Source organism: Mesorhizobium koreense, from assembly GCF_031656215.1.
In the GTDB taxonomy this organism is placed as follows: domain Bacteria; phylum Pseudomonadota; class Alphaproteobacteria; order Rhizobiales; family Rhizobiaceae; genus Mesorhizobium_L; species Mesorhizobium_L koreense.
This window is the reverse complement of the sequence record NZ_CP134228.1, coordinates 1,131,135-1,148,697: the sequence shown is the minus strand read 5'-3', so window position 1 is coordinate 1,148,697 and position 17,563 is coordinate 1,131,135. Positions and strand designations below refer to the sequence as shown.

The following is a 17,563-nucleotide window of genomic DNA, read 5'->3' as shown; positions in this document are numbered from 1 at the left end:
AGTCCTCGTCATGCGGCTGTATCCCGATCGCGACAGGCCGCTTCGTCCCTGGCGCCTAAATTATGGCGCAGGCGAGGAGGATTCCAACTGCTCATGGTTAAAATACGGTTGCCGCTTCCGTTACCAGGCTATTGACCCTGCTACCTTAGCGCGATACCCGGCACGAATACATAGCCATTTGGTCCCACGATGTGGCACTCGCGCAAGCCATGCGGCTTGTCGACCGAACCGGAGAGGACGATGGCACCTAATTGCCGGGCGCGCGTCTCCACCAGGTCGGGATCGAGGCCGTAGACACGGATTTCGACGCCTGCTCCGCGAACGCCTTCAGCCGGAACGACTCCGACCATCTCATGGTCGCGATAGGTGTGATCGGCATGCAGCATGAAGGTCGAGCCGGCCAACTCGACAGCGGCGAAATCCTCGTCGGCATAGACGATCGTTGCACCGAGGACTTCACGGCAGAAACCCGCCATCTCCGCGACATCCGGCACCAGAAGATTGATGCCGATCCCACGTGAAAGCGAGCGGCCGAATTGCGGCGCCGGCATCCATGGTTCACCCGTTCGCTTCTTGACCATCATCGAATCTCCGCGTTCCCGCGCGGCCAGCCTGTAGCGAACGATGTCCGGACACAAGTCGCGGTGACGCTTGCCGAAGCGCTGCCGTCGGATATCTTCGCCTCGACAAACGCGTGAAGAGCGAGGTGCCCGGCAAGACGGCGATGGCAGGCAATCCCTACTATTCCGGTCCGCCAAGCGACCATTTCGACGGCACCCATTTCTTCAATCCGGAGGGCGCCGCACCGCGCTCATTCAGCGATCTCCTGAAATGGCAACTGGGACGCGGCCGCGCGAAATGGCCCGCCTTCTGGCCGAGCCCCTTCGAACCCGTGCGGCCGGCGGAGCGGCTCGACGGCAATCGCCTGCGCGTCACCATGGTGGGCCACGCGACCCTCCTCCTGCAGATGGCCGGCCTGAACATCCTGACCGATCCGGTCTGGTCGGCACGCGCTTCGCCCTTCTCCTCACTCGGTCCGAAGCGCGTCAATCCGCCCGGCATCCGCATCGAGGACCTGCCGCCGATCGATCTGATCCTCCTTAGCCACAACCATTATGACCATCTCGACGGCGCCACGCTCGCCTGGCTCAAGGCGAAGCACGATCCGCTCGTCGTCACCCCGCTCGGCAACGACGCGATTATCCGCCGCTACGCGCCCGGGATGCGGATCGAGACCGGCGATTGGGGCGACAGGCTGGAGATGGCCGGAGGATGCGCCGTCCATTTCGAGCTCGCGCACCACTGGTCCGCGCGCGGCACGCGCGACCGGCGCATGGCGCTGTGGTCGGCCTTCGTGATCGCAACGCCGGCGGGCAACATCTATCACATCGGCGATACCGGCTTTCACGCCGGCCGCAACTATCGTGCGGCAGCACAAAGGCATGGTGGTTTCCGGCTGGCGATCCTGCCAATCGGCGCCTATGAGCCACGCTGGTTCATGAAGGCGCAGCACCAGAACCCCCAAGAGGCTGTGGAGGGAATGCAACTCGCCAACGCTGCCTATGCGGCCGGCCATCATTGGGGCACGTTTCATCTCACTAACGAGCCGATAGCGGAACCGTCGGACAGGTTGCGCGAGGCTCTCGACACCGCCGGCTTGGCACGTGACCGTTTCCGCGCCTTGCGGCCGGGTGAGGTCTGGGACGTGCCGGAACCACGCGGCCTTTGCGACTAATCACTAAGTTGACATGGTGCGTCGATGAAACAATTGTGCGGACCATCCCATCGCGGATCGCGAATAAAATCAAATCTCATAAGGGAGGAAGAATAATGTCTAACGGAAAGACAAAACTGGCTTGCGCCCTGCTCGCCGCAACGGCGCTTGCGCTCTCGTCGGGCATGGCGATGGCGAAGGACATCGTACTCGGCGCCTCGGTACAGCTTACCGGACCATCGGCCAATACCGGCCGCTACTACAAGGACGCCTACGAGTTCGCCGTCAACAAGATCAACGAGGCGGGCGGTGTCAAGGTCGGCGGCGAACAGGTCAAGCTGGCGCTGAAAATCTACGACAACCAGTCCGACGTGAACTTGAGCGTGCGCCAGTACACGCAGCTCGTCTCGCAGGATAAGGTAGATTTCCTGCTCGGCCCCTTCGCTTCCAATTTCGCGCTGGCCGATTCTGCGGTTTCTGAAAAATACCAGATCCCGATGGTCCAGGGCGGCGGCGCGTCGGACCAGATCTTCTCGCGCAAGTTCAAATACATCTTCGGCACGCTGGCGCCGGCGAGCAATTATTTCGGCTCGACCGTCAACATGCTGAAGGAGCTCGATCCGGCACCGAAGAAGGTGGCGCTCCTCTATGCGGATGACGCCTTCGACGTTTCCGTCGCCAAGGGCACGCGCGATCTCTTGAAGAGCGCCGGGCTCGATACGGTGATGGACGAGAAGTACAGCTCCAACGCGAGCGACTTCAATTCGCTCCTGTCGCAGATCAAGAGCAACGGCGCCGAAGCGGTGCTGGTCGCCGGCCACGAAACCGAGATCCTGAATTTCGTGCGCCAGGCCAAGAGTCTCGCTGTCGCGCCGAAGATGTATTCCTTCACCGTCGGCGTGCCGAGCGAGGATTTCCGCAAGGCGCTCGGCAAGGACGCGGATTATGCTTTCGGCATGACCGCATGGCTGCCTTCCGCCGACAACAAGGACAAATGGTTCGGCGATGCGGCGCAGTTCGCCGAAGCCTACAAGGCGAAATACGGCTATGAGCCTGACTACCACGCCGCCTCCGGCGTGGCCGATGTCGAAGCCTTCGCGCAGGCGATCGAGGACGCCGGTGGCACCGACAAGGCCAAGGTCCGGGACGCCCTCGCCAAGCTCAGCCTCGACAGCCTCTATGGCAAGATCGCCTTCGCCGAGAACGGCCAGATCGACCTGCCGCAGACGGTGATCCAGGTTCAGGAAGGCAAGGTCGCGGCGGTCTACGGTGCCAAGGGCTTCGTTGAGAAGCCGAAATACCCGATGCCGGCCTGGGACAAGCGCTGAGGAAAACACTCGAAAGCGTTGCCATACTACCCTTCTCCCCGTATCAACGGGGAGAAGGGCCGCATAGCTGCACTGTCTGGATGGGACGGACAAGTGGCTTTCATAAGCGGTCTCGAAAACTGAGGCGGATCGGCGAAAGGGAGGGGACTGCTTGGATCTGCTCGCGCAAGTCCTGATCAACGGCATCCTTCTGGGCGGGCTCTACGCGATCATGGCGCTGGGGCTTGCGCTCGTCTGGGGCGTCCTCAACATCGTCAACCTGGCCCACGGCGCCTTCATCATGTTGGGCGCCTATCTCGCCTGGCATCTCTATGTCTATCTCGGCATCGACCCGTTCCTCGGCCTGCCGATCACGGCGATCGTCATGTTCGGTGTCGGCTATGCAGTGCAGCGGGGAATACTGAACCTCGTCGTGCGCGCGCCGATGTTCAACACGCTGCTCATCACCTTCGGCATGGAGGTCGTGCTGACCTATCTGGCGCAACTCGCCTTCTCCGCCGATTTCCGCACCATCAACCCCTCCTACGCGGGCACCAATGTCGCGCTCGGCCCGGTCGTCATCCCGACCGTGCGGCTTGCGGCCTTCGGTGTCGCCATCGCGCTGACAGTCGCTATGTGGCTGTTTCTGCTGAGGACGAAGCTCGGTCGCGCCATCCGCGCGACCGCGCAGAACCTTGTCGCGGCCCGGCTCTACGGCGTCGAACCCCGGCACCTCTACGCTATGACGTTCGGCATCGGCATCGGGCTTGCCGGTGTCGCGGGCGGACTCTACGGCACGGTTTCGCAGATCAACCCCTATATCGGTGCGACGCTGACGGCGAAATGCTTCGCCATCGCCATCATCGGCGGCCTCGACAACCCGCTCGGCGTGATCGTCGGCGGTCTGGTGCTCGGCATCATCGAATCGCTCGCCATCCTCTATATCGGCGCCACCTTCGGCGACGTGGCGAGCTTCGGCGTGCTGGTTCTGGTACTCATCATCCGGCCGAGCGGCCTTCTCGGGAGGACGGCATGAGCACCACAGCACGCATCGCTGTCGCCGTCGTCGTCGTCGCCATCCTTGCGGCCGTGCCGTGGGTCGGTTCGGACGTGATCGTGCAGTTCGGCATTTCGACGCTTCTTCTCGCCGTGCTGGCCCAAGGTTGGAATATCATCGGCGGCTATACGGGGTACGCCTCTTTCGGCAATTCCACTTTCTTCGGCCTCGGCGCCTATGGTGTCGCCATTGCCATGGTCCAGTGGAACCTGCCCTTCTGGGTCGGTATGATCTTCGGCGCCGTCATGGCCGTGGCCTTCGCCATCCTGCTCGGCCTCCCCGTGCTTCGGCTGAAAGGCCACTATTTCGCCATCGCCACGCTGGCGCTGGCGCAGGTGGTGGCCGCGATCGTTTCCAATATCCCGCTCTTCGGTCAGAATATCGGACTGGTGCTACCGCCGCTCAACAACGATGCGATGTTCTACGAACTGGCGCTCGCCCTTCTGGTGGCGGCCACGCTCACCGTCGCATGGCTGACCAGAAGCCGCTTCGGCTTCGGCCTCATCGCCATCCGCGAGAATGAGGAGGGCGCGGCCGTGATGGGCGTCAACACGACGCTCTACAAGGTGATGGCGTTCGCGCTTTCAGGCCTCTTTTCCGCGCTTGCCGGCGGCATCCAGGCCTACTGGATCACCTTCCTCGACCCGGCCAGCGCCTTCGACATCAGCCTGAACGTCAAGATGATCATCATGGCCGTGTTCGGCGGGCCGGGCACTATATTCGGTCCGGTCGTCGGCGCGTTCGTGCTTTCGGCCATCTCCGAAGTGCTTTCCAGCGAGATCACCAGCGTCGCCGGACTGTTCTTCGGCATCGTCGTGGTGGCCGCAGTCGTATTGATGCCGCGCGGCCTCGCCGACATAATCCGCCACTTCCGCACCTCCGGCTGGCGCTATTTCATCCAGAACGTCAAGGCGCACCGCATATGAGCGCCATCCTGGAAATCGATCACGTCACGCGGCGCTTCGCCGGCTTGATCGCCGTCAACGATGTCAGCTTCACGCTGAACGAGGGCGAGATCCTCGGCGTCATCGGCCCGAACGGTGCCGGCAAGACCACGCTGGTGAGCCTCATCAGCGGCACGCTTGCGCCGAGTTCGGGCGACATCATGTTCGGGGGCCATTCCATCAGATCGCTGCCGGCCTTCCGCCGCGCCCGGCTCGGCATCGGCCGCACCTTCCAGATCATGCGGCCCTTCCCCGGCCTGTCGGTGCTCGACAACGTCGCCGTCGGCGCCCTTTTCGGCAAGGGCGAAGGCACAGCCGACCTCAAGGAAGCACGCGAAAAGGCACGGCGCCACCTTGATTTCGTTGGGCTCGGCCGCTTCGCCGACCAGCGCGCCGACGAGCTTGGCGGCCCGGGCCGCAAGCGGCTCGAACTCGCCAAGGCGCTGGCCATGGAGCCGAAACTTCTGCTCTGCGACGAGGTTATGGCCGGACTGAACCATGTCGAGATCGACGAGGTGATCGACGTCATCCGCAAAGTACGCGATTCCGGCATCACCATTCTCGTCATCGAACACGTCATCAAGGCCATCAAGAGCCTCTCCGACCGGTTGCTGGTGATCCATCACGGCGAGAAGATCGCCGACGGCGAGCCCGATGCGGTCCTCTCCGACAAGACGGTGGTCGAGGCATATCTGGGCAAGAGGCGGGCATGAGCGCGTCAGGGAAAAGCGCCGACGGCGCGTTGCTCAAGGTTTCCGGCCTCGGCGCGGGCTATGGCGGCATGCCGGTGCTGCACGAGGTCTCGCTGGAGGTGCGCCCGGCGGAGATCGTCGCCATGGTCGGCTCCAACGGCGCCGGCAAGACCACCATGCTGCGCGCCCTGTCGCGCGTCATCGCCGCGACGGGCCGCATCGAGTTCAAGGGCCGCGACCTCGTGCCGATGACGCCGGACGAGGCGTTCGGCTCCGGCCTCGTGCAGGTGCCGGAAGGGCGCCAGCTTTTCGACCGCATGACGGTCGAGGACAATCTCCTGATGGGCGCCTATCGCCGCGCCGACAAGGGGGGCGTCGCCGAGGACCTCGGGCGGATGTACGGCCTCTTCCCGCGCCTCGGCGAGCGGAGGCGGCAGCTTGCCGGCTCCATGTCCGGCGGCGAGCAGCAGATGTGCGCCATGGCCCGCGCGCTGATGGCGCGGCCTATCCTCCTGATGATCGATGAGATGAGCCTCGGCCTCGCCCCGGTAGTGGTCGAGCAGTTGATGCAGGTGCTGGCGAAAATCCGCGACGAGGGCGTGACCGTTCTTCTGGTCGAGCAGGACGTGCATCTGGCGCTTTCCGGCGCCGACCGCGGCTATGTCATGGAGACCGGCCGCATCGTCCACGAGGGCGCCGCCAAGGATCTGATCGACGACCCCGAAGTGCGCCGCGCCTATCTTGGCCTCTGACGGCTCGATACTGGTAATCCCCGGCCTTTTCCGCCATATAGGCCCCGAAAGCGGATAGGGCTGCAGTGCGGCATGGAAAAGCGCGTCGAATTCGCCAGGATGAACGGGCTCGGCAACGAGATCATCGTCGCCGACATGCGCGGCCGCGCCGACCGCATCGCGCCGGCGGCGGCGATTGCGCTCAACGCCGATCCGGCCATGAAGTTCGACCAGATCATGGCGATCCACGACGCGCGCACCGACGGTACGGACAATTACGTCTCGATCATCAATTCGGACGGCAGCCCGGCGCAGGCCTGCGGCAACGGCATGCGCTGCGTCGTACAGGCGCTCGCCGCCGAGACCGGCCGCAAGAATTTCCTCTTCGAGACGGTCGCCGGGATCCTCGACGCGCATGAACATGCGGACGGGCTGATTTCCGTCGACATGGGCAAGCCCCGTTTCGGCTGGCAGGAAATCCCGCTTGCCGAAGAGTTCCGCGACACGCGCATGATAGAGCTTCAGGTCGGGCCGATCGACCAGCCCGTCCTGCATTCGCCCTCAGTCGTTTCGATGGGCAACCCGCATGCGATCTTCTGGGTCGAGAACGATGTCTGGTCGTACGCGCTCGACCGCTTCGGCCCGCTGCTCGAGAATCATCCGATCTTCCCCGAACGTGCCAATATCTCGATAGCGCGAGTGACGGCGCCCGACGCCATGACCATCCGCACATGGGAACGCGGCGCCGGCCTGACGCGTGCGTGCGGCTCGGCCGCCTGCGCCGCCGCCGTCTGCGGCGCACGGACGCGGCGCACGGAACGTACTGTGACGGTGACCGTACCCGGCGGCCCGCTCCTGATCGAATGGCGCGAGGACGATCATGTGATCATGACCGGCCCGGCGGAGTGGGAGTTTTCCGGCACGCTCGATCCGGCCACCGGCCAGTGGATGCGCAACGAGCAGGGCGCGGCTTGATGGGTTGCTTTGTAGTCGAACGTACCCCCACCCTTAATCCCTCCCCACAAGGGGGAGGGAGACGCCTTCATCGTGCTTGCAGCCACTACTATCGATACTTGGTGCAATGTGGGGCTGCCAGAAAGTCCCCCTCCCCCTTGTGGGGAGGGGTTAGGGGTGGGGGTAAGACGGCCGGGGAGTCAGTTTGATGGCTCTCGAAATCGTCACCTTCGGCTGCCGCATGAACACCTATGAATCGGAAGTCATGCGGCGCGAGGCGGGCAAGGCCGGCCTTGGCGAGCTTGACGGCGGCGCGGTGGTCTTCAACACCTGCGCGGTGACCTCGGAGGCCGTGCGGCAGGCCAAGCAGGCGATCCGCAAGGCGCGGCGCGAACGGCCGGATGCGCGCATCATCGTGACGGGCTGCGCCGCGCAGACCGCCCCCGCCGCCTTCGCCGCCATGGGCGAGGTCGATCTGGTACTCGGCAACGAGGAAAAGCTTGCCGCGCACAATTACCGCGCTCTGCCGGATTTCGGCGTCAACGATACCGAGAAGGTCCGCGTCAACGACATCATGAGCGTAAGGGAAACCGCCTCGCATATGGTGGACGCCATAGAGGGCCGCGCCCGCGCCTTCGTGCAGGTGCAGAACGGCTGCGACCACCGCTGCACCTTCTGCATCATCCCTTACGGCCGCGGCAATTCCCGCTCCGTGCCGATGGGCGCCGTCGTCGAGCAGGTGAAGCGCCTCGCCGGCAACGGCTATGCCGAGATCGTGTTGACTGGCGTTGACATGACGAGCTACGGCGCCGATCTGCCCGGCAAGCCGCGCCTTGGCCGGCTGGTACGCACGATCCTGCGGCAAGTGTCGGAGGTTCGCCGGCTGCGCCTTTCCTCTATTGACTCCATTGAAGCCGACGAGGAACTGGTCGAGGCAATCGCCGCTGAGAAGCGGCTGATGCCGCATTTGCATCTGTCGCTGCAGGCCGGCGACGACATGATTTTGAAGCGCATGAAGCGCCGCCATCTGCGCGCCGATTCCATCCGTTTCTGCGCCGAAATAGGGCGGCTGCGTCCCGATATCGTCTTCGGCGCCGACATGATCGCCGGCTTCCCGACCGAGACGGAAGCGATGTTCGAGAACTCGCTGGCGATCGTCGAGGAATGCGGGTTGACGCATCTTCATGTCTTCCCATTCTCGCCGCGCGAGGGAACGCCGGCCGCCCGCATGCCGCAGGTGGCGCGTGCGGTCGTGAAAGAGCGCGCGGCGCGGCTGCGCGAGGCGGGCGAGCGCGCCTACCGCGCGCATCTCGACCGGCTGATCGGCAGTCGGCAATCGATCCTGGTCGAGCATGACGGCATCGGCCGCACTGAAGGTTTCACGGTGGCCGCCATCGATGCCGGCGTGCCAGGCGAAATCGTCGATGCCATCATTGCTGGCCATGACGGCGCGCGGCTGATCGCCCGTGTGCCCGCGGCCGAGGCCGCCTGAGCGGAAGGCGATATGGCATTCGGATTCATCAAGAAGGTCTTTTCCTTCGGCAAGAAGCAGGTCGAGGAACGCCCGGCGGAAGACGAGACGCTTCCGCCGCTCAATCTCGATGCGCTGGAAGGTTTCAAGGGCAAGGCGCCCGAGAAGCCGGAACCCCCAGTCGCCCGCGACACTGTCGCCGAGCCGGAACCTGCGCCGCAACCGGTGCCGCCTCCCGAGCAACCTGCGCCAGAGCGAGCACCCGAGGCATATCCGATAGCGGAATCGCAACCGGTTCCTACGCCTGAAACTCCGTCCGAACCCGAGCCGGGGCCAGCGCCAGAAGTGCTCTCGGAGCCTGTAGCAGAAGAGCTGGAACCCGCGCGGCAAGAGACGCCGGGCGAGCCGAAGCCGCGGCCGGAGGCTGCTCCGGTACCGGAAGTTCCCGCTGAACCGGAACAGGAACCGCTGCCTCCGCCAGTAGTATCGGCCGAGCCGATCCGCGAAGAGCCAAAGCCTACGCCGGAGCCGCTTACGACACCCGAGGTTCCGTCTGCACTGGAATCGGCACCCGAAGCGCCATCGGAGCCTGGCCCAAAGAAGCCCGAACCAGCACCGCAGGCGGCCCCTCCTGAGCCAGAGCCTGCGCCCGAGGTCCCGCCGGAGCCAACACCGGAGACGCCGCAACCCGAGCCCGACGACGTTCCGGCTGTGCCGGAGCCGCCGCTGGAAACACCGGGCGCGGCCGAGACACCTCCCTCTGCTGCACCGGCTTCACCACGCAAACCGGAAGGCAAAGTATCCGTCGCCAAGGCCGTCGAGCGGAAGCTGGAGCCCGAGAAGACTCCGGAGCCCGCTCCTGCGCCGCGCCAGTCCTGGTTCCAGCGCATGCGGGCCGGCCTGTCGCGCTCCTCGCGCGAGCTTACCGGCAACATCGCCGGTATCTTCACCAAGCGGAAACTGGACGAGGATACGCTGCAGGACCTCGAGGACGTGCTGATCCGCGCCGATCTCGGCGTCGAGACGGCGATCCGCGTCACCGACGCGCTGGCCTCGGGCCGCTATGGCCGTGATATCTCCGATGCGGAAGTACGCGGCGTCATGGCGACCGAAATGGAAAAGGTGCTGGCGCCGGTCGCGCTGCCGCTGGAACTCGACCTGTCGCACAAGCCGCATGTCATCCTCGTCGTCGGCGTCAACGGTACCGGCAAGACGACGACTATAGGCAAGCTCGCCGCCAAGCTTACCGCAGGCGGCCTTTCGGTCATGCTGGCAGCTGGCGACACGTTCCGCGCCGCTGCGATCGAGCAACTCAAGATCTGGGGTGAGCGCACGCATTCGCCGGTGATCGCCTCCAAGCTCGGCGCCGATGCCGCCGGCCTCGCCTATGACGCCTTCGAAAAAGCGAAGGAAGCCGGCAGTGACGTGCTCATCATCGACACGGCCGGCCGGTTGCAGAACAGGGCCGAGTTGATGGCGGAGCTGGAAAAGATCGTGCGCGTGCTGGGCAAGCTCGATCCGGAAGCACCCCACACCGTATTGCAGACAGTGGACGCCACGACCGGGCAGAACGCGCTCAATCAGGTCGAGATTTTCCGCAACATCGCCGGCGTCAACGGGCTGGTGTTGACCAAGCTCGACGGTACGGCACGTGGCGGTATCCTCGTCGCCATCGCCGCCAAGCACAAGCTGCCGGTCTATTTCATCGGCGTCGGCGAGCAGGTGGACGATCTGGAGCCGTTCTCGGCAAAGGAATTCGCGCAAGCAATTGCCGGCGTAGCGTGACCGGCGAAACCACGGCGGATAGGCCTTTGTGCTGGCCTTCGCCACAATCCTCGGCTACGGGCAGAACGACGTTCGTTCAAAAATCTCTGGCAAAACCCTCAGGAACGGCATTTCATGGCTGAACCCATCATCGAACGCGCACCCGGCGACCCGCGGCAGAAGAAGATCAATCCCGGCCTGAAATTCGCCCTCGAAATGGGGCCGCTCATCGTCTTCTTCCTCGTCACCTATAAGGGCGATTGGCTGACGACGCTGTTTCCGGTGCTGGGTGAAATCGGCAAGCCGATCTTCATCGCTACAGCGCTCTTCATGGTGACGAGCGTGGCCGCACTTGCCGTCTCTTGGATATTGACGCGGACGCTGGCGCTTATGCCGCTGGTGTCGGGCGTCGTCGTATTGTTCTTCGGCGGGCTCACGCTCTGGCTCCACGACGACACCTTCATCAAGATGAAGCCGACGCTGGTCTATGCGCTGTTCGGCGGCTTGCTTCTCGGCGGGCTCGCCTTCGGCAAGGCGCTTCTGGGCTATGTCTTCGACCAGGCCTTCCAGCTCGACGAGGAAGGCTGGCGCAAGCTCACCTTCCGCTGGGGCCTGTTCTTCCTCGGCTGCGCTGTACTGAACGAGATCGTCTGGCGCACGCTTGGCCACATCTATCCACCGGACCTCGCCGACAAATATTGGGCCGGCTTCAAGCTCTTCGGCTTCACCGCCCTCACTTTCCTCTTCATGCTGACGCAGATGCCGCTGATCGCGCGGCACTCGCCGGAGGAGAAACCCGAGGAATAGACCCGACGTTCTCGCCGTTTCCTTGTGTTGAGCCATGCGCCGGGATCAATACTGCATTGCAGCATAAAATGTTGCAATGCAGAACAATCAAGCCATCTTTATGGAGAACCCAGGGAGGAAAACCAGGGCGCCGTCAAGGCGGCGCCGCGAACAGGAGACCTCCGATGATCTTCAACGATATGATCTCCCGCACCAAGGACCGGATCGCCAAGCACAGGCGCTATAACGAGCTTGTCTCGGAAATCCTTTCCCTCTCGGACCGGGACCTCGCCGACATGAACGGCAACCGTACTGAGATGCTGCGTCACGTCCGCAAACAGATTTACGGCTGAGCAGGGCCGGCAACCCATTCGATCCAGCGGCCGTGATAGTCGCAATCGGCAAGATGCCTGGTTTCTCCACCGGGCCAGCTTGTCAGCGAGAGGGTCGCATGCCGGGCCTTGGGAGCCAATGGCTCCATGCGGAGCCAGGCGGCCGGTGAACTTTCGGTCGCCTCCGCGCCGGCTTCGCTCATGGATTTCTCGATTGCAGACTTCGTCGCCCCCGGCATGTACTGCCACATGATCGAGTGAAACAGCACAAATGCCTGGTCGGACACACGTCCGGCCAGGCTTTTGTTTACGAACATCGCGGCATCGGCTGCAACGACGTGGACGGGAAATTGCATCGCGACGCGGATCGCCGCATCGAGCCGCTCCAGCCGCCCGGTTTGGCCCGCCCAGATATAAGATCTGAGGCCGAGGCGCTTCACCGGATCGGCCAGATCGACTGGGGCGATGTCGCAGCCTTCGCGGCTTACGATGGAAAGCCTGCCTTCGAGCGGTGGCGGATTACCTCTAACTTCGGGCGCCAGTTGCACCGGCGAGCCGGCGTCGCCCCATTCCAGCGAACCATAGCGATAGTGAAACCGGTCGAAATTGAGGTTGAGCCCGGCGCTCGATCCGATTTCGTGGATCGCGAGCGGCATACGGTACTTGCGGGCGATGAAAAGGAAACCGGGCAGCAGCATGCCCGAGCGGGCGATCTCGTTGGTCTGCGGCGGCGAAGCCAGGGACCTGACGAGGTTGGCGTCGCGCCTCCGGATTGCATCGGCGAGCGTGTCCCGAAGCTTGGCGTCGTCCGCCTCGTTCGGCGGATAGACGGTAGCCAGTTCCTCATCGGTGCCTGAAAGGACCAGCGCGTGCAGGCCGCCGACGAGCCTGAGCGACAAGGCGTCCGCACCGGGATCTCCCGGCCAGCCGAGGACACGCCTTCCCGTCTCCGTTCCTGCATCGAGGACAGAAATCGCAGCCCGGCATATCCGTGCAGTAAAGGGCGAGCCGAGCGCGTCACACGCTTTTGCCTGCGCCTCGAAATGCGCCGCGATCTGGTCGTTCATGATTGGCATCCGGGATGGACGAGAAGGGTCGTTTTTTCAGATCATGGAAGTTGGAATTGAAGCTTACGAGCCCGCAGCCGCCTTCTCGACCGCCGGCATCAGTTCGCCGGTGATCGATTGTTCGGTGAACGGCCCGACATGCTTATAAAGGACGCGGCCGTCCTTGCCGACGAGATACGTTTCCGGCACGCCGTAGACGCCCCAGTCGATCGCGGTGCGGCCGTTCTCGTCGACACCGATGGCGGCGAAGGGATTGCCCATCTCGCCGAGGAAGCGCAGCGCATTTTCGGGCTTGTCCTTGTAATTCAGCCCCGTGAGCCGGAAGCGCGGATCGCCCTTCAGCGTCATCAGGAGCGGCTGCTCCTCGCGGCAAGGCGCGCACCACGACGCCCAGACATTGACCAGCGTGACATGCCCCTTGAAATCGGTGGAAGCGAGGCCCGGCAGATCGCTGCCGGCGAGCGGTGGCAGGTTCGTGGCCGGCGCCTCGCGCCCGATCAGGACGGACGGAACGAACGAACTGTCTTCGCCGGAGCGGAGCTGGATGAAGAAGATCGCCGCGAGGCTCGCGAAGACGACAAGGGGCAGGATGGCGAGCCAGCTTCGCCGCCTTTTCGTCGTACTGTTCTCCACGCTCACGCCTGCCTGCTCTTGTCCTGTGCCGAGCGACGACGCACACCGCTCGCCTCGAGCGCGGCAATGTCTCGCCGCCGGGCCCGACCGTCGAGCAGGATCCACCCGATCAGGCCGGCGATCACGATCGCCGAGATGCCGTAGGCGGTGGCGACGAACCAGGGATGGTCCATGTCAGGCCCTGTCGGCGCTGCGGGCGGCGAGCCGCCGCATGGTGACGACGCGGCGCTTGAGGATTTCCGTACGCATGGCCGCCATGTGCAGCGTGAAGAAAAGAAACGTGAAGCCGACCGCCATCACCATCAGCGGCCACAACATGCTCGGCGCGATGGTCGGCCCGTCGAGGCGGAAGACAGACTCGCCTTGATGCAGCGTGTTCCACCAGTCGACCGAGAATTTGATGATCGGGATGTTGATGAAGCCGACAAGCGTCAGGACTGCCGTGGCGCGCGCCGATTTCTGCGGATCGCCGAGCGCGCGGGTCAGCGCGATCAGGCCAAGATACATGAGGAACAGCACGAAGACGGAAGTGAGCCGCGCATCCCAGACCCACCACGTGCCCCACATTGGCTTGCCCCAGATCGAGCCGGTGACCAGCGCCAGAAAGGTAAAGGCCGCCCCGATCGGCGCCGCTGATTTCAGCGCGACGTCGGCAAGCGGATGACGCCATACCAGCGTACCGAGCGCCGAGGCCGCCATCAGCGTGTAGCAGAGCATGGCAAGCCACGCGAAGGGCACGTGGATATACATGATCCTGACCGTCAGGCCCTGCTGGTAGTCCGCAGGCGCGTTGAAGCTCGCCCACAGACCGACCGCGAGGATGACGGCCGACAGCCCGCCCAACCATGGCACGAGCCGATCTGCCAGCGCCATGAACCGTGTCGGGTTGGCGAGATCGCTCCAGCGTCCAGTGCCGATAGTGGTATCGCTCATGCTTGAACCATAGCCGCGGTGGGGCGAAACGGCAATCGACCGGCCATATGCACTCTGTCGCATGAAAGAGCTCACGAAATTTCTATCGTCGCGCCCACCAGCAACAAAAAAAGCGGGCCGAAGCCCGCTTTTTCGATCCAACCCGGTTGAAAAATCAGGCCGGGATCATCGCGTTTTCGAGTGTAACCAGCTGGTGCAGGAATTCCTCGAGCTTGGTCCGGTGCTCGGGGCTTTCCGCCTGCGAGATGGCGTCCCGCGTCTCCTGCACCCGGCGGCCGAGATCGGCACGGTCGAGATCGTTCTCGTGCACGGAGAATTCCGCCAAGAGCGTACAGGAATCCGGCAATATGTCGACGAAGCCGCCATAGACGACGTAGCGCTCGGTGCGACCGTCCGTGGTCCTCACGGTGACCAGTCCCGGCCGCATCGTGGTCATGACCGGCATATGGCGGGCGAGCACCGTCATCTCGCCCTCCTTGCCGGGGACGATGACGGACTCGACTTCCTCCGAAACGAGGAGCCGTTCCGGTGAGACCAGTTCGAACTTGAAGGATTCAGCCATGGCGTATTAGCGAATAGCGAAATAGCGAATAGCGAAGGAAATCCGCATAAGCTTTCGACCAACCCTATTCGCTACTCCCTATTCGCTACTCGCTCTCTTACGCCGCTTCCGCGGCCAGCTTCTCGGCCTTCTCGACGGCTTCCTCGATGGTTCCGACCATGTAGAAGGCCGCTTCCGGAAGATGGTCGTATTCGCCGTTGCAGAGACCCTTGAAGCCCTTGATCGTGTCGGCGAGGTCGACCAGCTTGCCCGGCGAACCGGTGAAGACTTCAGCCACGAAGAAGGGCTGCGACAGGAAGCGCTCGATCTTGCGGGCGCGCGCCACCGTCATCTTGTCCTCTTCTGAAAGCTCGTCCATGCCCAGGATGGCGATGATGTCCTGCAGTGCCTTGTAGCGCTGAAGCGTCGACTGCACGAGACGCGCCGTCTGGTAGTGCTCCTCGCCGACGATCATCGGATCGAGCATGCGTGAGGTGGAATCGAGCGGGTCCACCGCCGGATAGATGCCCTTTTCCGCGATCGAGCGCGACAGCGTCGTCGTCGCGTCCAAGTGGGCGAAGGATGTCGCCGGCGCCGGATCGGTCAGGTCGTCGGCCGGCACGTAGATGGCCTGCACCGAGGTGATCGAGCCCTTGGTGGTGGTGGTGATGCGCTCCTGCAGCGCCCCCATGTCGGTCGCGAGCGTCGGCTGGTAGCCCACGGCCGAAGGGATGCGGCCGAGGAGCGCCGACACTTCCGAACCCGCCTGCGTGAAGCGGAAGATGTTGTCGACGAAGAACAGCACGTCCTGGCCCTGGTCGCGGAAATATTCCGCGACGGTGAGGCCCGTCAGGCCGACGCGGGCACGCGCTCCGGGCGGCTCGTTCATCTGGCCGTAGACGAGCGCGGCCTTGGAACCCTCGCCGCCGCCCTTCTTGTTGACGCCGGATTCGATGAACTCGTGATAGAGGTCGTTGCCCTCGCGGGTACGCTCGCCGACGCCGGCGAACACCGAATAGCCGCCATGCGCCTTGGCGATGTTGTTGATCAGTTCCTGGATGAGCACGGTCTTGCCGACGCCTGCGCCGCCGAACAGGCCGATCTTGCCGCCCCTGGCATATGGAGCCAGGAGGTCGATGACCTTGATGCCGGTGATGAGGATCGCGGCTTCCGTCGATTGCTCGACATAGGCCGGAGCCGGCGCGTGGATGGGACGATACTCGGTGGCATCGACCGGGCCGGCCTCATCCACCGGCTCGCCGATGACGTTGATGATGCGGCCGAGCATCTCCGGGCCGACCGGCACGGAGATCGGCGCGCCTGTATCGCTGACCGGTTGGCCGCGGGTCAGGCCCTCGGTCGTGTCCATGGCAATGCAGCGCACGGTGTTCTCGCCGAGATGCTGCGCCACTTCCAGCACCAGCCTATTGCCGCCATTGTCGGTCTCGAGCGCGTTCAGGATGGCCGGGAGCTTGCCTTCCTGGAAGGCGACGTCGACGACGGCGCCGATGACCTGGGCGACCGTGCCGGTGGCAACCGAAGCCGACTTGCGCACCGGGGCCGAAACCTTCTTCTCCGCGGCCTTCGGAGCGGCCTTTGCCGCAGCCCTGGGAGCAGCCGTTTTCGCGGCAGCGGCCTTCGTAGCGGCCTTGGGGGCGGCTTTCGCTGCTGCTTTGGGGGCGGCCTTGGCGGCGGTCTTCGGGGTCGCTGCTTTCGCCATTGTCTAACCTCTTTCCTGTTCGTCTAGAGCGCTTCGGCGCCCGAAATGATTTCGATCAGTTCCTTGGTGATCTGCGCCTGGCGCTGGCGGTTGTAGGTGATCGACAACCGGTTGATCATGTCGCCCGCGTTCCGGGTGGCATTATCCATCGCCGTCATCTTGGCGCCCATCTCGCCGGCCGCGTTTTCCAGAAGCGCGTGGAAAATCTGCACCGCGATGTTGCGCGGGATGAGATCGCCGAGGATCTCGCTGGCATCGGGCTCATATTCGTAGATCGCCCCGTCCGTGCCCGCATCTTCCTCGGCGGCAGCCTCGGTCTTCAGCGGGATAAGCTGGTGCGCCGTCGGGATCTGTGAGATCACCGACTTGAACTGCGAATAGAACAGCGTGCAGACATCGAACTCGCCGGCGTTGAAGAGCCCGATCACCTTTTGCGCGATCGCGTCGGCATTAGCGAAGCCGATCTGCTTCACCTCGCGGAGGTCGACCCGGTCGATGATCATGGCGCCGAAATCGCGGCGCAGGATGTCGAAACCCTTCTTGCCGACGCAGAGGATCTTGACCGTTTTGCCCTCGGCCAGAAGGTGCCGCACATGATCGCGCGCAAGACGCGCGATCTGGCTGTTGAAACCGCCGCAAAGGCCGCGCTCCGCCGTACAGACGACCAGCAGGTGGACGGCGTCCTTGCCGGTGCCGCCCATCAGCGCCGGCACGTCCGAGCCGGCACTGATCGTGCGCGTGACATTGGCAAGCACGGTCGCCATGCGCTCCGAATACGGCCTTGCCGCCTCCGCAGCCTCCTGGGCACGGCGCAGCTTCGCCGCGGCGACCATCTGCATCGCCTTGGTGATCTTCTGCGTCGCCTTGACCGAGGCGATACGGTTACGCAGGTCCTTTAGTGACGCCATGCCCGAAAC

The 17,563-nt window shown here is 63.9% G+C and carries 19 protein-coding genes; 11 read left to right on the top strand and 8 right to left on the bottom strand.

The features are described 5' to 3' along the window. Positions 1–140: 140 nt before the first annotated feature. Positions 141–584, bottom strand: coding sequence for a VOC family protein (locus RBH77_RS05615; RefSeq protein ID WP_311031140.1), 444 nt, complete (start codon positions 582–584; stop codon positions 141–143). A 140-nt stretch (positions 585–724) separates the two neighbouring features. On the opposite strand from RBH77_RS05615, the gene RBH77_RS05610 reads away from it, so the two are divergent. The 11 genes from RBH77_RS05610 (at position 725) to RBH77_RS05560 (ending at position 11,773) form a co-directional block, all read left to right on the top strand. Beyond that, entirely contained in the window at positions 725–1,735 is a 1,011-nt protein-coding gene (locus RBH77_RS05610) for an MBL fold metallo-hydrolase (protein WP_311032436.1), read from the top strand. Positions 1,736–1,830: 95 nt separating this feature from the next. After that, positions 1,831–3,042, top strand: coding sequence for an amino acid ABC transporter substrate-binding protein (locus RBH77_RS05605; protein WP_371832841.1), 1,212 nt, complete (start codon positions 1,831–1,833; stop codon positions 3,040–3,042). Between the two features lie 151 nt (positions 3,043–3,193). Then, on the top strand, positions 3,194–4,057 hold the full coding sequence (locus RBH77_RS05600; RefSeq protein ID WP_311031139.1) for a branched-chain amino acid ABC transporter permease: 864 nt from the start codon (positions 3,194–3,196) through the stop codon (positions 4,055–4,057). After that, a complete protein-coding gene (locus RBH77_RS05595) occupies positions 4,054–5,004 on the top strand; it encodes a branched-chain amino acid ABC transporter permease (RefSeq protein WP_311031138.1) in 951 nt (316 codons plus the stop codon). The genes RBH77_RS05600 and RBH77_RS05595 overlap by 4 nt, the downstream gene beginning before the upstream one ends. Further along, the gene (locus RBH77_RS05590) at positions 5,001–5,735 is read left to right on the top strand and encodes an ABC transporter ATP-binding protein (protein ID WP_311031137.1); all 735 of its coding nucleotides are present in this window, start codon (positions 5,001–5,003) and stop codon (positions 5,733–5,735) included. Before RBH77_RS05595 ends, RBH77_RS05590 begins: the two co-directional genes overlap by 4 nt. After that, positions 5,732–6,466: an ABC transporter ATP-binding protein gene (locus tag RBH77_RS05585; RefSeq protein ID WP_311031136.1), complete on the top strand. Its 735-nt coding sequence runs from the start codon at positions 5,732–5,734 to the stop codon at positions 6,464–6,466. The genes RBH77_RS05590 and RBH77_RS05585 overlap by 4 nt, the downstream gene beginning before the upstream one ends. Before the next feature lie 72 nt (positions 6,467–6,538). Continuing rightward, positions 6,539–7,420, top strand: a complete 882-nt coding sequence (gene dapF / locus RBH77_RS05580; protein ID WP_311031135.1) for a diaminopimelate epimerase — start codon at positions 6,539–6,541, stop codon at positions 7,418–7,420. Positions 7,421–7,607: 187 nt separating this feature from the next. Further along, the gene (gene mtaB, locus RBH77_RS05575; RefSeq protein WP_311031134.1) at positions 7,608–8,891 is read left to right on the top strand and encodes a tRNA (N(6)-L-threonylcarbamoyladenosine(37)-C(2))-methylthiotransferase MtaB; all 1,284 of its coding nucleotides are present in this window, start codon (positions 7,608–7,610) and stop codon (positions 8,889–8,891) included. A gap of 12 nt (positions 8,892–8,903) precedes the next feature. Further along, a complete protein-coding gene (gene ftsY, locus RBH77_RS05570; RefSeq protein WP_311031133.1) occupies positions 8,904–10,655 on the top strand; it encodes a signal recognition particle-docking protein FtsY in 1,752 nt (583 codons plus the stop codon). A gap of 114 nt (positions 10,656–10,769) precedes the next feature. Continuing rightward, positions 10,770–11,441 carry a septation protein A gene (locus RBH77_RS05565; protein ID WP_311031132.1) on the top strand — a complete coding sequence of 224 codons (672 nt, stop codon included), beginning with the start codon at positions 10,770–10,772 and terminating at the stop codon, positions 11,439–11,441. A 164-nt stretch (positions 11,442–11,605) separates the two neighbouring features. Beyond that, complete coding sequence (locus RBH77_RS05560; protein ID WP_311031131.1) at positions 11,606–11,773, top strand: hypothetical protein; 168 nt, start codon at positions 11,606–11,608, stop codon at positions 11,771–11,773. Here the strand turns inward: RBH77_RS05560 and RBH77_RS05555 are convergent. From RBH77_RS05555 to RBH77_RS05525, 7 genes are all read right to left on the bottom strand, one after another. Further along, on the bottom strand, positions 11,764–12,819 hold the full coding sequence (locus RBH77_RS05555; protein ID WP_311031130.1) for a DUF2332 domain-containing protein: 1,056 nt from the start codon (positions 12,817–12,819) through the stop codon (positions 11,764–11,766). The two genes, RBH77_RS05560 and RBH77_RS05555, sit on opposite strands and share 10 nt — an antisense overlap. 63 nt (positions 12,820–12,882) lie before the next feature. Continuing rightward, positions 12,883–13,458: a DsbE family thiol:disulfide interchange protein gene (locus tag RBH77_RS05550; protein WP_311031129.1), complete on the bottom strand. Its 576-nt coding sequence runs from the start codon at positions 13,456–13,458 to the stop codon at positions 12,883–12,885. Beyond that, entirely contained in the window at positions 13,455–13,625 is a 171-nt protein-coding gene (gene ccmD, locus RBH77_RS05545) for a heme exporter protein CcmD (RefSeq protein ID WP_311031128.1), read from the bottom strand. The genes RBH77_RS05550 and ccmD overlap by 4 nt, the downstream gene beginning before the upstream one ends. Position 13,626: 1 nt before the next feature. After that, entirely contained in the window at positions 13,627–14,385 is a 759-nt protein-coding gene (locus RBH77_RS05540) for a heme ABC transporter permease (protein ID WP_311031127.1), read from the bottom strand. A gap of 154 nt (positions 14,386–14,539) precedes the next feature. Further along, entirely contained in the window at positions 14,540–14,947 is a 408-nt protein-coding gene (locus RBH77_RS05535) for a F0F1 ATP synthase subunit epsilon (RefSeq protein WP_311031126.1), read from the bottom strand. A 97-nt stretch (positions 14,948–15,044) separates the two neighbouring features. Beyond that, the gene (atpD, locus tag RBH77_RS05530) at positions 15,045–16,646 is read right to left on the bottom strand and encodes a F0F1 ATP synthase subunit beta (RefSeq protein WP_311031125.1); all 1,602 of its coding nucleotides are present in this window, start codon (positions 16,644–16,646) and stop codon (positions 15,045–15,047) included. A 23-nt stretch (positions 16,647–16,669) separates the two neighbouring features. Further along, a complete protein-coding gene (locus tag RBH77_RS05525) occupies positions 16,670–17,554 on the bottom strand; it encodes a F0F1 ATP synthase subunit gamma (protein ID WP_311031124.1) in 885 nt (294 codons plus the stop codon). Positions 17,555–17,563 lie beyond the last annotated feature (9 nt).

Excerpts from the sequence above, each read along its gene's own strand:
- RBH77_RS05615 (WP_311031140.1), bottom strand. The coding sequence starts at position 584 with ATGATGGTCAAGAAGCGAACGGGTGAACCATGGATGCCGGCGCCGCAA.
- RBH77_RS05610 (WP_311032436.1), top strand. The coding sequence starts at position 725 with ATGGCAGGCAATCCCTACTATTCCGGTCCGCCAAGCGACCATTTCGAC.
- RBH77_RS05605 (WP_371832841.1), top strand. The coding sequence starts at position 1,831 with ATGTCTAACGGAAAGACAAAACTGGCTTGCGCCCTGCTCGCCGCAACG.
- RBH77_RS05595 (WP_311031138.1), top strand. The coding sequence starts at position 4,054 with ATGAGCACCACAGCACGCATCGCTGTCGCCGTCGTCGTCGTCGCCATC.
- RBH77_RS05590 (WP_311031137.1), top strand. The coding sequence starts at position 5,001 with ATGAGCGCCATCCTGGAAATCGATCACGTCACGCGGCGCTTCGCCGGC.
- RBH77_RS05585 (WP_311031136.1), top strand. The coding sequence starts at position 5,732 with ATGAGCGCGTCAGGGAAAAGCGCCGACGGCGCGTTGCTCAAGGTTTCC.
- dapF (WP_311031135.1), top strand. The coding sequence starts at position 6,539 with ATGGAAAAGCGCGTCGAATTCGCCAGGATGAACGGGCTCGGCAACGAG.
- mtaB (WP_311031134.1), top strand. The coding sequence starts at position 7,608 with ATGGCTCTCGAAATCGTCACCTTCGGCTGCCGCATGAACACCTATGAA.
- ftsY (WP_311031133.1), top strand. The coding sequence starts at position 8,904 with ATGGCATTCGGATTCATCAAGAAGGTCTTTTCCTTCGGCAAGAAGCAG.
- RBH77_RS05565 (WP_311031132.1), top strand. The coding sequence starts at position 10,770 with ATGGCTGAACCCATCATCGAACGCGCACCCGGCGACCCGCGGCAGAAG.
- RBH77_RS05560 (WP_311031131.1), top strand. The coding sequence starts at position 11,606 with ATGATCTTCAACGATATGATCTCCCGCACCAAGGACCGGATCGCCAAG.
- RBH77_RS05555 (WP_311031130.1), bottom strand. The coding sequence starts at position 12,819 with ATGAACGACCAGATCGCGGCGCATTTCGAGGCGCAGGCAAAAGCGTGT.
- ccmD (WP_311031128.1), bottom strand. The coding sequence starts at position 13,625 with ATGGACCATCCCTGGTTCGTCGCCACCGCCTACGGCATCTCGGCGATC.
- RBH77_RS05540 (WP_311031127.1), bottom strand. The coding sequence starts at position 14,385 with ATGAGCGATACCACTATCGGCACTGGACGCTGGAGCGATCTCGCCAAC.
- RBH77_RS05535 (WP_311031126.1), bottom strand. The coding sequence starts at position 14,947 with ATGGCTGAATCCTTCAAGTTCGAACTGGTCTCACCGGAACGGCTCCTC.
- atpD (WP_311031125.1), bottom strand. The coding sequence starts at position 16,646 with ATGGCGAAAGCAGCGACCCCGAAGACCGCCGCCAAGGCCGCCCCCAAA.
- RBH77_RS05525 (WP_311031124.1), bottom strand. The coding sequence starts at position 17,554 with ATGGCGTCACTAAAGGACCTGCGTAACCGTATCGCCTCGGTCAAGGCG.